The sequence below is a fragment of the Acetobacterium paludosum genome (assembly GCF_008086595.1).
Taxonomy (GTDB): domain Bacteria; phylum Bacillota; class Clostridia; order Eubacteriales; family Eubacteriaceae; genus Acetobacterium; species Acetobacterium paludosum.
Map to the genome: position 1 here is coordinate 220,955 of NZ_RXYA01000003.1, position 13,111 is coordinate 234,065.

General features: G+C 41.3%; 12 protein-coding genes and 1 other RNA gene. 6 read left to right on the top strand and 7 right to left on the bottom strand.

All coding sequences use genetic code 11. The annotated features are described in order from the left end of the window. Positions 1-260 precede the first annotated feature (260 nt). Together FZC41_RS04600 and FZC41_RS04605 are read right to left on the bottom strand one after the other, a co-directional pair. Positions 261-2,417, bottom strand: coding sequence for an ATP-dependent helicase (locus FZC41_RS04600; protein WP_148566215.1), 2,157 nt, complete (start codon positions 2,415-2,417; stop codon positions 261-263). Positions 2,418-2,542: 125 nt separating this feature from the next. After that, positions 2,543-3,094: a DUF1836 domain-containing protein gene (locus FZC41_RS04605; protein WP_148566216.1), complete on the bottom strand. Its 552-nt coding sequence runs from the start codon at positions 3,092-3,094 to the stop codon at positions 2,543-2,545. Positions 3,095-3,248: 154 nt separating this feature from the next. Between FZC41_RS04605 and FZC41_RS17225 the strand changes: the two genes are divergently transcribed. The 4 genes from FZC41_RS17225 (at position 3,249) to FZC41_RS04620 (ending at position 6,563) form a co-directional block, all read left to right on the top strand. Continuing rightward, entirely contained in the window at positions 3,249-3,389 is a 141-nt protein-coding gene (locus tag FZC41_RS17225; protein ID WP_170253847.1) for a hypothetical protein, read from the top strand. Then, positions 3,386-3,961: a hypothetical protein gene (locus tag FZC41_RS04610; RefSeq protein WP_148566217.1), complete on the top strand. Its 576-nt coding sequence runs from the start codon at positions 3,386-3,388 to the stop codon at positions 3,959-3,961. The genes FZC41_RS17225 and FZC41_RS04610 overlap by 4 nt, the downstream gene beginning before the upstream one ends. 102 nt (positions 3,962-4,063) lie before the next feature. Continuing rightward, the gene (locus FZC41_RS04615) at positions 4,064-6,133 is read left to right on the top strand and encodes a YhgE/Pip family protein (RefSeq protein ID WP_148566218.1); all 2,070 of its coding nucleotides are present in this window, start codon (positions 4,064-4,066) and stop codon (positions 6,131-6,133) included. 106 nt (positions 6,134-6,239) lie between these two features. Further along, positions 6,240-6,563 (top strand): hypothetical protein, encoded by a 324-nt coding sequence (locus FZC41_RS04620; RefSeq protein WP_148566219.1) that lies wholly within the window; start codon positions 6,240-6,242, stop codon positions 6,561-6,563. Positions 6,564-6,655: 92 nt separating this feature from the next. Here FZC41_RS04620 and FZC41_RS04625 read toward each other — a convergent pair whose 3' ends face one another. The 3 genes from FZC41_RS04625 to FZC41_RS04635 form a co-directional block, all read right to left on the bottom strand. Beyond that, a complete protein-coding gene (locus FZC41_RS04625; protein WP_148566220.1) occupies positions 6,656-7,204 on the bottom strand; it encodes a permease in 549 nt (182 codons plus the stop codon). Continuing rightward, complete coding sequence (locus FZC41_RS04630) at positions 7,204-7,683, bottom strand: permease (protein WP_205737058.1); 480 nt, start codon at positions 7,681-7,683, stop codon at positions 7,204-7,206. The genes FZC41_RS04625 and FZC41_RS04630 overlap by 1 nt, the downstream gene beginning before the upstream one ends. A gap of 106 nt (positions 7,684-7,789) precedes the next feature. Beyond that, positions 7,790-8,560, bottom strand: coding sequence for a methyltransferase domain-containing protein (locus FZC41_RS04635; RefSeq protein WP_148566221.1), 771 nt, complete (start codon positions 8,558-8,560; stop codon positions 7,790-7,792). 124 nt (positions 8,561-8,684) lie between these two features. Between FZC41_RS04635 and FZC41_RS04640 the strand changes: the two genes are divergently transcribed. Continuing rightward, positions 8,685-9,545: a LysR family transcriptional regulator gene (locus FZC41_RS04640; RefSeq protein WP_148566222.1), complete on the top strand. Its 861-nt coding sequence runs from the start codon at positions 8,685-8,687 to the stop codon at positions 9,543-9,545. A gap of 112 nt (positions 9,546-9,657) precedes the next feature. On the opposite strand, the gene FZC41_RS04645 is transcribed toward FZC41_RS04640, so the two are convergent. Together FZC41_RS04645 and ffs are read right to left on the bottom strand one after the other, a co-directional pair. Continuing rightward, a complete protein-coding gene (locus tag FZC41_RS04645) occupies positions 9,658-10,797 on the bottom strand; it encodes a 1-propanol dehydrogenase PduQ (RefSeq protein WP_148566223.1) in 1,140 nt (379 codons plus the stop codon). A 221-nt stretch (positions 10,798-11,018) separates the two neighbouring features. Then, an RNA gene (gene ffs / locus FZC41_RS04650) (signal recognition particle sRNA large type) lies at positions 11,019-11,284 on the bottom strand. A 152-nt stretch (positions 11,285-11,436) separates the two neighbouring features. Between ffs and FZC41_RS04655 the strand changes: the two genes are divergently transcribed. Next, the gene (locus FZC41_RS04655) at positions 11,437-13,110 is read left to right on the top strand and encodes a 2-oxoacid:acceptor oxidoreductase subunit alpha (RefSeq protein WP_148566224.1); all 1,674 of its coding nucleotides are present in this window, start codon (positions 11,437-11,439) and stop codon (positions 13,108-13,110) included. Position 13,111 lies beyond the last annotated feature (1 nt).

Sequence of the window (13,111 nt, forward strand, 5' to 3'; positions counted from 1 at the left end):
ACCTTTATTCGCAATCTGCGCTCTCAAGTCTATCCAAATGCTGCCACATTTGTCATCGATTAACGTTGATGAAACGTCGTGAAATACTCAGGCCAGGCCCTTTCCTCACACCCTCCGGTGCCCATTATATCAATCCGCTTTCTGTCAGGCTTTCACCGTTCCTGACTCTCTTTGAGTGCGCTAAAGATTTTACTCCACCTTCACAGGTTTACTTTTTTTCTGAGTATAGCGTTTATTTTTATTTTTGTCAAGCGAATCATTTATTTAATAACCCCGTTGGTGATACAAATAACTAGATTCATTTTCTTTTCTCCGGCTTTTTCAAATTGAATCGTTGCAAAAGCGCCGTTTTTTTCCACGATCGTTCCTTTTCCAAATCGTTGATGGGTCACGATCGTGTCCTTTTGATAAGCGGAAAGATCCATGTCCGCATTTTCTTCTTGAGTTCCGGTATAATCCTGCCATTTGATGCTCGGATTAAAAACACTTTGAGGCGACTGATTTTTTGATCCGGCCACAGGTTTACCGGAATGCGGTTTTTTCTTTGGCAACCCATCAATTATGTAAGCAATAAAGGGGGATGGTTTAATGCCATTTTGTTTTGATTTGACGCAAAGAAAAATCAGCTCTTTCTTTGCCCGGGTTGCCCCAACATAAAAAAGGCGAACTTCCTCTGCATATTGCTTCTCATCTTCCGGGGCTGATGACACACTGGGCAGCTGACCTTCGGTTGCATCGATAATAAAAACCTTTTCAAACTCCAGACCTTTACTTGAATGCAGGGTGGACAGAGTGACTCTTGGCTTTTTGTCGTTTTGCGTTTGTGGTTCTTTCAATTTTTCTTCCAAAAGATCAAGTTTGGTAAAAAAATCCTTAAAATTAGCGACACGGCCTCCCAGTATTTTTAATACCGAAAGTTTCTGCTCAATATTTTCTTCGGATTGACCTGAACTGATTCTAAAATTTAAATAGGAGCGATAACCCAGATCATCTAAAATCATCTGGATTCCATTTTGCGGATTTGCTGTCTTAAGCCGCTGAAAACCGTCCTTTAATTCCTTGAAACGTTCGATCTGCCATGGCCGTTTTCTGCTCAGGTTGATCAAGGCATCAAAAACATTCTGATTTAGCCCCAGATGGTTTTTCAGCTGCGCCACGGTTTCCTTGGAAATTGCCGCATCCATCTTGTAATACATTTGCGCAAACAAGTCTGGATCGGTTGGATAACAGGCAAATTGATAAAACAGCTGAATGTCTTTGATCATAAAATGGGTGAAAAACTGGGGACTGTGTTCTTTTATTTGATAGGGTATCTTTTCCCCATCCAGGAGATCCACCAGCGGAATCGCTGACTCGTTGTTCCGATAAAGCACGGCGGTTTCTTTTCCTTCGTGTTTAATGGATTCGATAATAAGCTTGTATTGATCTTCACTGGATTTTACCCATTCGCGAATGATCGGAATTCCCACGCCATTTGGCGTGTCCATTTCTTTTTTATAGCGCTCATGATTGAGCTTAATAAAGGCATTGGCTTTTTCAACAATCTGCCGGGTGCTCCGATAATTTGTTTCCATTAAAAGAACCTCTCCCTGGGGCCATGTCTCTTTAAAAGATAACAAAGACTCCGGAAAAGCGCCCCGAAATCCGTAGATGCTTTGATCCTCATCCCCGACCATGAAAAGGTTGCCGTTTTTACCTGCCAAAAGCTCAATGATCTTAAATTGAATCTTCGAGGTATCCTGGGCTTCGTCCAAATGGATGTAATTGTACTTCTTTTGAAAAAAGTTCAGCAGCTCCGGATATTTTTTTAATAGTCCCCATGCGTATTTTAGGATATCATCAAAATCCATTAAATGCGCAGTCAGCTTATAAGCTTCGTAGGCTTCATATATTTTAATAAAATCAATCTCCATTGGCGGCAGCAGCTTGATTTCCTTTGTGGTTAACAGCATGTTTTTGCAAAATCCGATTCGCTGACTGATTTCTCCCAGCTCTATTTCTCCGGGAAAAGCCTGAAACAATTCCCGATAAAGGTCTTTAATCACCGGGCTGGTATTTCCCAGCACCGTGTAAGCCTGACGTCGATAGGACCGTTCGTATTGCCTGATGACCGAAAGGGCAAAGCTGTGGATCGTACTGAACTGAAGGCTTTCGGCCTGGTTTTTGCTAAACATGTTTTGATAGCGTTGTTTTAAATCCCGGGCTCCCATGCGACTAAAGGTCAGCGTCAGAATCTCCCCGGGGTCAATTTTTTCAACCATTAACAGATAAGCAATCCGACAGATAATAACGGTTGTTTTTCCACTCCCGGGCACAGCCAGTAGTAAGCTTTGCCCTTTGGTGCGAATGACGGCTTTTTCCTGTTGTTCATTTAATTGGAACTGATATGATTTTTTAAATTCTTCATAATTCTTCATGATTTATATTATATATGAAACCAATCCGATAATCCACTTTATAAACGCATGATCTTGCTTGGGCCATCGACAAAACCTCCGTTCATTTTTATAAGTCGGGGTTATCTCGCCTTAACTGTTTTGATTTAGTTTTCTGTTTTAACAACTGTTATTTTCTTTGCTTCTTCTCGATCAATCGCCAGTTTTTTTATTTCATTCTGAAAATATAATTTATTGGCAAAGGCCAATACGACTGCTTCTAAAAGCATCAGTTGATGTGTTGTCTCAGCTTTTATGGGATTTGCTTTTTGATTTGGAGCAAAAACGGTCTTAATTGCAAATTCTAATTCTTCGCAAAACAAATCGTAAGCATCTTCGATCGAATAGACATTGATCAAATAGAAGATCAGGTCACCGATTTCTGAAATGCTTAAAATTCGTTTCATTATACAAACGACAAATAAATAGGCCAGATGGGTTTGATTATAGCGTCTTTTTACCGGTGGCGCGATGATCTTATGTTTCACATAATTATTGATCATCGTCGCTGTGATAATCTTTTCGCCCTCATTTTCTGTAAAAAGGGAACAATTCTTTTCTAATATACTCACCACTTGATCCATATATAAATCAATTTCCGGAAGCTCATTCCATCGCGGACAATGAAAGTTTAATATATCCGATGCTATAGATTTCATTTTCTAACGCCTTTCTTTGATTTTTTTTAATCATACCATGGTTTTCAATACTATTCAATAATATTATTATATCGTTGACATGTTATTCGCATAGTGCTAAACTAGTATCAATTACTAGATGCAATGGAACAGCACCTTAAATAAAGGAGTGAATATGATGTGTTTTGAAATTGAAATGGATTCTATAAATGCGAAAGATTTTAAGCGAGCTCAAACCAGCAGCGAGCAAATATTTCCGCCCCAAATGAGCCGAGACGAAATCGGATTAACCTTAGCACGAGAGGAATTAAGATGAAAGCGAAAGCCGCAAAAATTATAAGTATTATCACCATTGCTCCAATAATGTCTTTTTGTATGTTCAGCTTTTTGTATGTCGCCGATAGTGGTCATTTTCAGAATCTGACTAATTATTTACTTGCCGTTATTTGCTTTGCCTTCATCCCGATTCTAGCTTATCCTTTACAAAAGTTCCTGCCGAAATTTAAGGATAAGGGCCGCGACGGGCAACGAAAGCTCGCCTTTATCTTTGTCATTTTAGGCTACACGCTGGGTCTGATAAGTGCTTTCATTGCTAAAGCACCAATCCAGTATTTGATGATCTATATCAGTTATTTTCTTTCCGGATTGATTTTGACCTTTGTCAATAAAATTTTGAAAATAAAAGCGAGCGGTCATGCCTGTGGTGTGATGGGACCAGTTGTTGTTTGCATTTATTTCTTGGGAAATTTCAGCTGGCTTTTTCTGCTGTTATTACCAATCGTATTTTGGGCCAGAATGAAAATTGGCCGCCATACATTGAAAGAGCTTTTATTAGGAGCTGCGGTTTCTCTTCTTTGCACCCTTTTAGCGATTATCATTATTCTTTAAACGCCGCTTAATCCAGAAAAACAATTCACTATTTTAAAATTAATAGTCTGCCACAATAAAATGAAAATGATGCTGCATAAAGCAAAATAAAAGGAGTCATTTATGAACAAAAAAAATATGACTAAACGAAATATTCAACGGATCGCTGTCATTATCGGGGTTATTATTATACCTCTTATGTATAGTTATTTTTATCTCAGTGCCTTTTGGGATCCTTATTCAAAACTTGAAGGTTTACCCATTGCGGTTGTCAACAATGATTCAGGGGCCCTCATCAATAATGAACAACGAAATCTGGGGAATGAATTTGTTGACAAATTAAAGGACGACGGTTCATTTGATTTTATTGTCACCAATGAAACAGATGCCACCATCAATACGGCGGGAACAAAATACTATGCGATGATCAGTATTCCCAGTAATTTTTCCAGCGATATCGCTTCGGCTGCCGATAAAACCAAACAGACGGCAACCATTACGTTCTCGGCCAATGAAAAGAGAAACTATCTGGCCAGCCAGATTTTAAGCCGGGCCGTCCTGCAAATGGAAACCGGTCTCAGAGAAAATATCGCTGCGGAAATTGTCAATCATTTAACGGATCAGGTGGCCGAAGTTCCCGGACAATTGGGCACTCTGAATGATGGGCTGACGCAGCTGGCGGATGGATCGTCCCAGTTGGTGGACGGGTCCCAGACCTTGGCATCCGGAACTCAGACCGTGGCGTCCGGCTCTCAGACCCTGGCGGACGGCACCCAGACGCTGGCGGATGGAACCCAGACCCTGGCCGACGGATCCCAGACCCTGCAGTCCGGAACCGCGCAGTTTGCTTCGAAATTCTCTGATTTCAATACCGGCCTCAGCACCCTTAAAAGCGGTTCGGCCCAGTTGAATACCGGAGCCCAGACACTGGCAGCGGGAACGAACCAGCTGGACGACGGAATTCAGGCCTATACGGCTGGTGTCGACTCGCTGATTGGCAGTGTGAGTCAGACCTCCGCTTTTATTTCTTACTTTGTTCAGGAGCATCCTGAGCTGATGCAGGACCCACAATTTGCGGCGTTCATACAGAAAATGTCTTCCAGCGATAATGCCGAGCAGATTCAGGAATTACAGAGTGCCGGGGTTCAGTTAAACGGGGCTGCCGAATCAATTGCTCAGGGTGCGACCGGTTTATCCGCCGGTACCAGCCAGATCGACAGCGGAATTGCAACCGTCAGTGCCGCTTCCGGTCAGCTGAATACGGCGGCTGACAGCATTTCATCCGGTGCCGCCACCCTGGCCAATGGCGTGAGCACCGTGGCCAATGGCGCCACCGCCCTGGCCGACGGCGCGACCACCCTGGCCGATGGAACCACCACTCTGGCCAACGGTGCCGCCACTTTGGCAAATGGCCAGACCACCCTTAACAGCGGCATCACTACCGCCCAGAATGGTGTGATCACCTCCATTGATACGGCCAATGCCGATGCATCAAAATTAAATGGCCTGGGGACGTTCGTCAGTGCCCCGGTGACGGTTGAAAGTGATGTGATCAATCCGATCCCCAATTACGGCGCTTACTTCACGCCCTATTTTATGTCGCTGTCCCTCTGGGTTGGCGCCTTAATCATCTTCTTCGGCATCTATTTTGATGCCGACAAGAAATTCAACATCTTATCCCGGGACAGTTCCCGAAAAGTAGTTCGAAGCTTTCTTTATTTACTGATTGCGCTTACCCAGGCCGTCCTGCTGGAGATCATCATAAAATATGCATTGGGACTGGAAATCGGTCATCAGGGACTGTACTTCATCTCAGCCTGCCTGGTATCCATGACCTTCTTCGCAATTGTTCAGTTCTGCATTGTCCATATGGGTGATCTCGGCAAGCTGGCGGCCCTGCTGCTGCTGATTCTGCAGTTAACCTCCTGCGGCGGAACCTTCCCGATGGAAACATTGCCAAAATTTTTCAACGTGCTGTATCCTTTTATGCCGATGACCTACTCTGTTAAAGTGTTTAAAGATTCAATCAGCGGGGTCATTACCAATGAATTCTGGAACAGCTTCATTATTTTGATCATCTTTTTCGTGGTATTCTTTACGAGCACGATTCTATTGTCAGTTTTCAAAAAAAGAAAAGCTGCTAAAAAAACGATTATGGTTAAAAATAAGTTGGAATCGGATCAATTATTTTAAAAAAATTATCTGTTTATTTATAATAACAACGGGTAAAAAACTATAACAAAGGAAAAGAAATCGTACCTATTTAATTTTAATCGGTGGGTATGGAAAGGGGGGTATCATGAATTTTGAATTTGGAATGAAGGGTTATTCTTTTGGAATGATTTCGCTGATTTGCATTGCTGCCAACATTTTAATTTCTATAATCAGTTCTAATTTTATCAATCTCAGCTGGTTATCTTCAATTGTCGGTATTGCTGGTTTAGTATTTGCCATTTTAGCTTTTATCAATGGGAAAAAGGAACTTGAAGCAGATCCCAGCAACAAAAAAGCAAAAACGGGAAAAACAATTGGCTTAGTTCTAATAATTTTAAATATTGTCGCTTTTGTTTTAATATTGATTGCTATTATTGTCGGCGTTACTTTATTTGCTTCAATGTTGTAACTTTATTCATGCGAAATAAGCATAACTTAAAAAACAACTATTCAAAAAAGCTCCCTTCACAAATGAATGGGAGCTTTTATTTTACAATTATTTTAGTTCATCTTCTTAGCCAACTCGTAAATTTGACGTTCATCCTCATCGGTAAGTATTTTTTCAATGCTGTAAGCAATAATTAACACCCCAAAAATATCCATCACGAAACGAATCAGCGTGAATTTGAATCCCATCGCCGATACTTCAAATAATAGCAATGGTATTTTCATAGAAGCCCAGGCGCCGACAATAATCAATACATTGGAAAGTCGACTGCCTTTGTTGAGAAAGACTCCTGCTACGGGAAAAGCGCCATAGAGCGGTCCGGCTGCCGCCGATCCAAGAAAAAAGCCCAATAATATCCCCACTATTCCGGAATCTTTGCCCATATATTTCACCATGGTTTCTTTTTTCACCCAAACATCCAATAATCCGATTAAAATAAATATTGGGGGCAGCACGCCTAACATTCCTAAAATATTGTCCCAGGCCAGCCCGTAAACGTGCCTCCCCAACGTCGGATTAACGACTAAAATCATCAGGGTGCCCACCAGCATAACGAGCAAGAACCGATATCGCTTCAGCATTTCCATTTTTTTCTTATTCATTATAGTAACACCCCCATGACAATCGCAACGAGAATTGAAAAGACAAAGCCCATCCCATTTCTTAAGAATGTTGCTTTTTTACCAAAATAAAGAATTTCCATCGGCATGGTTACAATTCCCACCATCATCAATGTCGATACAAAAGCGCCGATTTGCATATAGCCGGCGCCATTTTCCAACAATGCCGCCGCCAATGGAAATGCCACAAAACCGGGTATTAAGGTAATGGAGCCGATAATGGAAGCAATGATAACGCCAATCCAACCAGAGTCTTTCCCAATCAAACTAGAAATCTGCTCCGCTGAGAGGACACTCAACAACAGCCCGATTAAAAGAATAATCCCTAAAAATTGGGGCATTATATTTTCGAAAGCTTTCCAGGCTTTCTTTAATGCCAGCTTTGTTTTTTCTTTGCTTTTTGCCAAAGAAAGAATTAAGCCAGCCGCTGCCACCCCATAAAAAACAATCGTCATTGTCATCCTTTTACCCCCACTTCTTTCCCTCTGCTTGATGAAAGCCCGGTACTAAATCAGCCGCTGAAATTGCAAGCGATCTTAATGAACACGCTTAGTTGAATTTATCTAATTACTTTTTAGCCATAAAAAAGATGCGCTTAAACTCAAATAAAACTTTACCGTTTTCCTGCGCCGGATATTGCTTCTTAATTTCGTTAAGTACCCGTTGAAAAAACATAATCTTTTCGGGTCCTTCAAATCTTTCTGCATAAGGTCTTAACCCCGTGCTTTTACAAAATTCTAAAATTTCTTCATGCTTATTCATAATATGAAAATAATTTGTCTGCCATAATTCAATCTTTGAAAAATGTTTTGTCAGTTCATCATAATAAAATTCCGGTGGATAAGATTTAAACAGCTCTTTTTCAATTCCGATAAAAATGTCAGCGTCATAAGTCTTGACTGTTTCTGCAATGCAGTTTTTTATGGTCATTGCCGAAAAATAGGGTATTTGGATCGCCAGCAAACCCTCCGACAAAAGAATATCGCTTAAATTTTTAATCACGTTTCCCTGGTTTTCAAACCACTGAAGGGCCGCATTTGAAAAAACTAAATCGAATTTTCCTAAATCCGTTAACGGTCTGCTGCAATCTCTTTGTATCCAGGTCACATCATTCATCGTTTCTCTGGCTTTATTTAACATCGATGTTGAGGCATCAGCTCCGACTATTTCGGCTTTTATAAAGCGATTTCTTAATGGGATTGTGCTCATTCCCGATCCGCAGCCAATATCGATTATTCTCTTAAAAGAGCCTTCCCCGATTCTGTTTACCAAATCAATTGAAGGTTGTGCCCGTTCTTTTTCAAATTGACTATACAGTTTCACATTCCAGTCTTCCATTATATCACCCTCCTGATAATTTTTCTTTTTTCATGCGTTGATTTATTATACAAGATAATATATAATTTGTGAAATGAATTATATCGATCCAAATAATTCGATTTTATGATTATAGGAGTTGCTTATGGATTCACAACTATTAAAAACTTTTATCCAATTATCGTCAACTAAAAATTTCACCCAAACCGCAAAGCTTCTTTTTGTCGCCCAGTCTACGGTCACAAATCGCATCAATGAGCTGGAGAAAACGGTCGGAAAACAGCTGTTATCAAGAAACAAAAAAAAGGTTACCCTAACTTTGGAAGGAGAATTGTTTCTAAGTTACGCTAAGCGACTCGTCGAGCTTGAAGAAACGGCCATTCAGCAGATCAATTCACCGGATTTTACGCGGCGGCTTGTTCGCTTCGGAGCGACTAATTCCATTTATGAAAGCTGCTTATTCCCAATCATTCGGTCGGTCCAAGCCAATGATCTAAATGTTTTAATAAAAGTTGTGATTAATCATTCTTTTGATCTGCTCGCCTTTCTTCAGGATAGCTTAATCGACATCGCTTTTACTTATATTCCTTTTAATAAGGAAGGCTATGTTTGCATACCATTCAAAGAAGATGAATTGCTTCTGGTTACCGCCAAAAATAACAGTGAATTTGCAAGCGGTATTTATCAGGATGATTTACCTTCTCTGGACTACTTATTCTGTAATTTTGCGCTTCAAAAAGTGGGGCAATTCATCCGTGAATTGTTTCCGCCCCATTATCAATTTGCTTTTGAAATTGATAACAGCAGCAAATTAATTCCTTATTTACTGGATGGGCTCGGATACAGCTTCCTGCCAAGGAGTTTAATTTCATCATACCTTGAGGATGGCTCCCTGATCTCGATTCCCCTACGGGATTTTGAAACACCAACGATAAAAAGCTACTACACTTATAAAAATGAAGATGATTTTGTCTTGCAGCATATCATTCCTTTAGTGGCATCATAAATTGTCTTCCTCTTTCGTTAACCAAATTCAGCCTCAGTGCAAGACACACTGAGGCTGAGCTTAAGGACAAAACATTTACTATTAAAATTTAATGCTGCCTTAAAGGTTCTATTTAAAATCCGTAATAGGTCTGATCCATAACCATCTGTAGACTTGCTCGGGTCACTTCCACGGGATTCGTTGACGTACAAACATCGGCCATGGCTTTACCCAGCATTTCGTCCCGGGCTTTGAGATAATCCTCTTCAGCTATGCCAAATACTTTATATGAAGTGGGAATATTCAAAGAGTTATTAAGTGATACCACGCTATTGTAAAGGGTGCCGGTGGCATCTCCGGATATGTTCAATATTCCGGAACCGCTAAGCAGGCGCGCATACTGGTGTTGAACCTTATCATCCGCCCCATTAAATTTAATGACATAGGGCAGCGCAATGGCATTGGCCAGCCCGTGAGGCAAATGGAAAGAAGCCCCAATTGCATGAGCAATACTATGCGTAATCCCTAAGCCGGCACTGTTAAAAGCAATCCCCGCCATACAGGATGCAATTTGCATACTCGACTTTGCTTCAAGATCATGACCATCCGCATAACTGCAATGCAAGCTTCGGAACACCAATTCAACTGCCTTGTTGGCATAACAGCGGGCAAATGGATTGTTTCCCGTTGAAATAAATGATTCGATGGCATGGGTCATGACATCCATTCCTGTAGCCGCTGTTGACCCGGCTGGTACACTTTCAAGGAGCTTGGAGTCCAGTATTGCCGCATCCGGCATCATCAATATATCGGTTAATGGAATTTTTGTATTGTTTTTTTTGTCTGTGATCACGGCATATTCGGTCACCTCTGAACCAGTTCCCGCTGTTGTGGGAATGGCAATAAAAGTCGGTTTATGAACGTATTCATCTTCAAAAATAATCCGTTTGAAATTGACACAGTAATAAATAATCGCTTTTGCTGCATCGATAACCGACCCCCCGCCGATGGCAATCAGAGCATCGGGCTTATTCATAATAATATGCATTAATCCCTTTTCCACAATGTCCGTAGAGGGATCGGATTCAACGTCTGCAAAGACGTGATAATCGATTCCTTTTTCATCCAACAGATCAGTTAACATTTTTAATAAACCAAATTTAACCATCCCTTGGTCGGTGACAATACACACCTTCTTAAAATTATAATTCTCTATTTCTTTTAAGGCACCCTCTCCATAATAAATGGCCGGCTTTACTTGAAAAAATCGCATCGCTTTTCCTCTCTTTTCTGTAAGTTTATTCTACACGTCCACCAAATCATTTAGATGCAGACATACTTTTTATATTTTTACCATTATAGCAAGAATAATTGTTAAATTATAGATTATCCCTAAATTTTATTCCATGAAGGCCATTAATTATCTGCATTTTCGCACAAAAAAAAACACCAAACACGGTTTGGTATTTAAAGAGTCATTAAGATACTTTTTTGCCGTGCACCCCACTTCGACAAACAGCTTCCAAGCGTTACTTTGGCAGTTAGCTCGAGCCAGAGTATCCTCCGGCACATAAAAGATCTTACTTACCGCTGCTTCATTCCTGACCTGACGGGGTTCATAAGTTTCTATTGCGAAGGGTCCAACTGTCAACACCACTTTCCTCCGGCAGACCTCAAAACCTGAAGCCTCGGTGGGGAATTCAACCCTGCTACAGCGGATTGCAGGTTACAAAGCACCGCTAACTCTCCGTCTAGCACGACATAGATAATTATAACGTATTCATTCTCAATTTACAAGGCCAAATAATTTCTTTAAGAAAATTCAGATCATCCTTTTAGAATCAAGGTAGTTGGGTACACAGTAACAGAGCCAACTTTTATATTGGTTATCTTATTGATTGGAGGGTTCTGTATGTATAACCTATTATTAGGCGGAGCCGCCGGAGATGGCATTGAAACTATGTCCGCGCTTTTAGAAAAAATTTTGAAACAATCAGGCTGTCATCTCTTTACGATTCGTGATTTTATGTCCCGGGTGCGAGGTGGCCACAATTTCACCCAGATACGCTTTGGCAATACCCCTCTGGCTGCTCATCGGGATACCTTAGACGGCCTCTTTGCCATTGATGAAACAACCTATAAAGAACACTGCCATCAACTTTCCAGTAATGGTTTTATTTTATGTGATGATTCTTTAATCATTGATGATGACCGTGTGATGAGATTACCCCTTAAAGAAGCGGCAAAAAAAATTGGCAATCCAAAGGTTGTCAGCAGTGTCGCGATTGGATCACTTCTTAAGCTTTTCGATTTTTCGCTAACACCCGCAGCGGATATTTTCAAAACCAATTTACGCGCTGATTTAGTTGCCGTAAATTTAAGTGCTTTAGAAAAAGGTTATAATTTAGTGAAACCACGATTTAATCTTGATCCTGTTCAAACTTCAGATCAGATTCTTTTATCGGGCAATACCGCTATTGGCTTGGGCGCTCTAGCTTCAGGGCTAAAATTTTATTCTGCCTATCCGATGTCTCCTTCAACGACACTTCTGGATTTTTTCAACGCTCATGGCAATAAAATGAATGTGGCGGTGGAACAAGCCGAAGACGAAATTGCCGCGATCAACATGGCGATTGGTGCTTCCTACGCCGGTGCACCGGCAATGACGGGAACCTCTGGCGGAGGCTTTTCTCTAATGGTTGAGGCCCTTGGCTTCACCGGGATCGCCGAAATTCCGCTGGTTGTTGTTGATGTTCAGCGCCCCGGACCGGCTACCGGCTTTCCAACTCGGACCGAACAAAGTGATTTAAATTTTGTCATTTCTGCTTCCCAGGGGGAATTTCCCCGGATGGTTATTGCTTTAAGAGATCACGCGGATTGTTTCTATCAAACGGCTCGAAGTTTTGCTTTGGCTAAAAAATATCAACTGCCGGTAATCCTTTTAAGCGATCAATATCTGGCTGATTCCACCACAACCCTGCCAATCTTAAATACCAATGATATTGTCACCTATTCCCCCGAGCCAGATGCCTTGCCAGAAAAAGAACGCTATCGTCGCTATGCGCTTACTGCCAGTGGTATCTCCCCACTCCGTATTCCGGGAAAAACCGAAGCCCTGGTGCGTGTCGATAGCGATGAACACGATGAATTTGGTCAGATTACCGAATCTGCCAGTCTTCGTAACCAAATGGTGGAAAAACGAATGCATAAATTAGATTTACTAAAGGATGAACTCATTGAACCTGAATTTTATGGGTATGAACACTGTCAGTCTTTACTCCTGGGATTCGGTTCAACAAGCGGCGCCATAAAAGAGGCCGTGGATATTCTCAATGCCGATGTGGAAAATTATGGTGCCCTTTTATTTGGCGATATTTATCCGCTGCCTATAAACCAACTAAAATATTATGCGGCACAGGTTGTTGAAATAATTAACGTCGAGCAGAATGCCACCGGGCAGCTGGCCGCTCTGATCCGCCAGGAAGCCCTTATTTGCTGTAACAACAGTATTCTGAAATATGATGGTCGGCAATTGTCGGTGGATGATATTTTATCAGGCATAAAAAATATGAAAGGCGGTTTCTAGT

Bases quoted from the DNA above. Each gene is read 5' to 3' on its own strand.
- FZC41_RS04600 (WP_148566215.1), bottom strand. From the start codon at position 2,417: ATGAAGAATTATGAAGAATTTAAAAAATCATATCAGTTCCAATTAAAT.
- FZC41_RS04605 (WP_148566216.1), bottom strand. From the start codon at position 3,094: ATGAAATCTATAGCATCGGATATATTAAACTTTCATTGTCCGCGATGG.
- FZC41_RS17225 (WP_170253847.1), top strand. From the start codon at position 3,249: ATGATGTGTTTTGAAATTGAAATGGATTCTATAAATGCGAAAGATTTT.
- FZC41_RS04610 (WP_148566217.1), top strand. From the start codon at position 3,386: ATGAAAGCGAAAGCCGCAAAAATTATAAGTATTATCACCATTGCTCCA.
- FZC41_RS04615 (WP_148566218.1), top strand. From the start codon at position 4,064: ATGAACAAAAAAAATATGACTAAACGAAATATTCAACGGATCGCTGTC.
- FZC41_RS04620 (WP_148566219.1), top strand. From the start codon at position 6,240: ATGAATTTTGAATTTGGAATGAAGGGTTATTCTTTTGGAATGATTTCG.
- FZC41_RS04625 (WP_148566220.1), bottom strand. From the start codon at position 7,204: ATGAATAAGAAAAAAATGGAAATGCTGAAGCGATATCGGTTCTTGCTC.
- FZC41_RS04630 (WP_205737058.1), bottom strand. From the start codon at position 7,683: ATGACAATGACGATTGTTTTTTATGGGGTGGCAGCGGCTGGCTTAATT.
- FZC41_RS04635 (WP_148566221.1), bottom strand. From the start codon at position 8,560: ATGGAAGACTGGAATGTGAAACTGTATAGTCAATTTGAAAAAGAACGG.
- FZC41_RS04640 (WP_148566222.1), top strand. From the start codon at position 8,685: ATGGATTCACAACTATTAAAAACTTTTATCCAATTATCGTCAACTAAA.
- FZC41_RS04645 (WP_148566223.1), bottom strand. From the start codon at position 10,797: ATGCGATTTTTTCAAGTAAAGCCGGCCATTTATTATGGAGAGGGTGCC.
- FZC41_RS04655 (WP_148566224.1), top strand. From the start codon at position 11,437: ATGTATAACCTATTATTAGGCGGAGCCGCCGGAGATGGCATTGAAACT.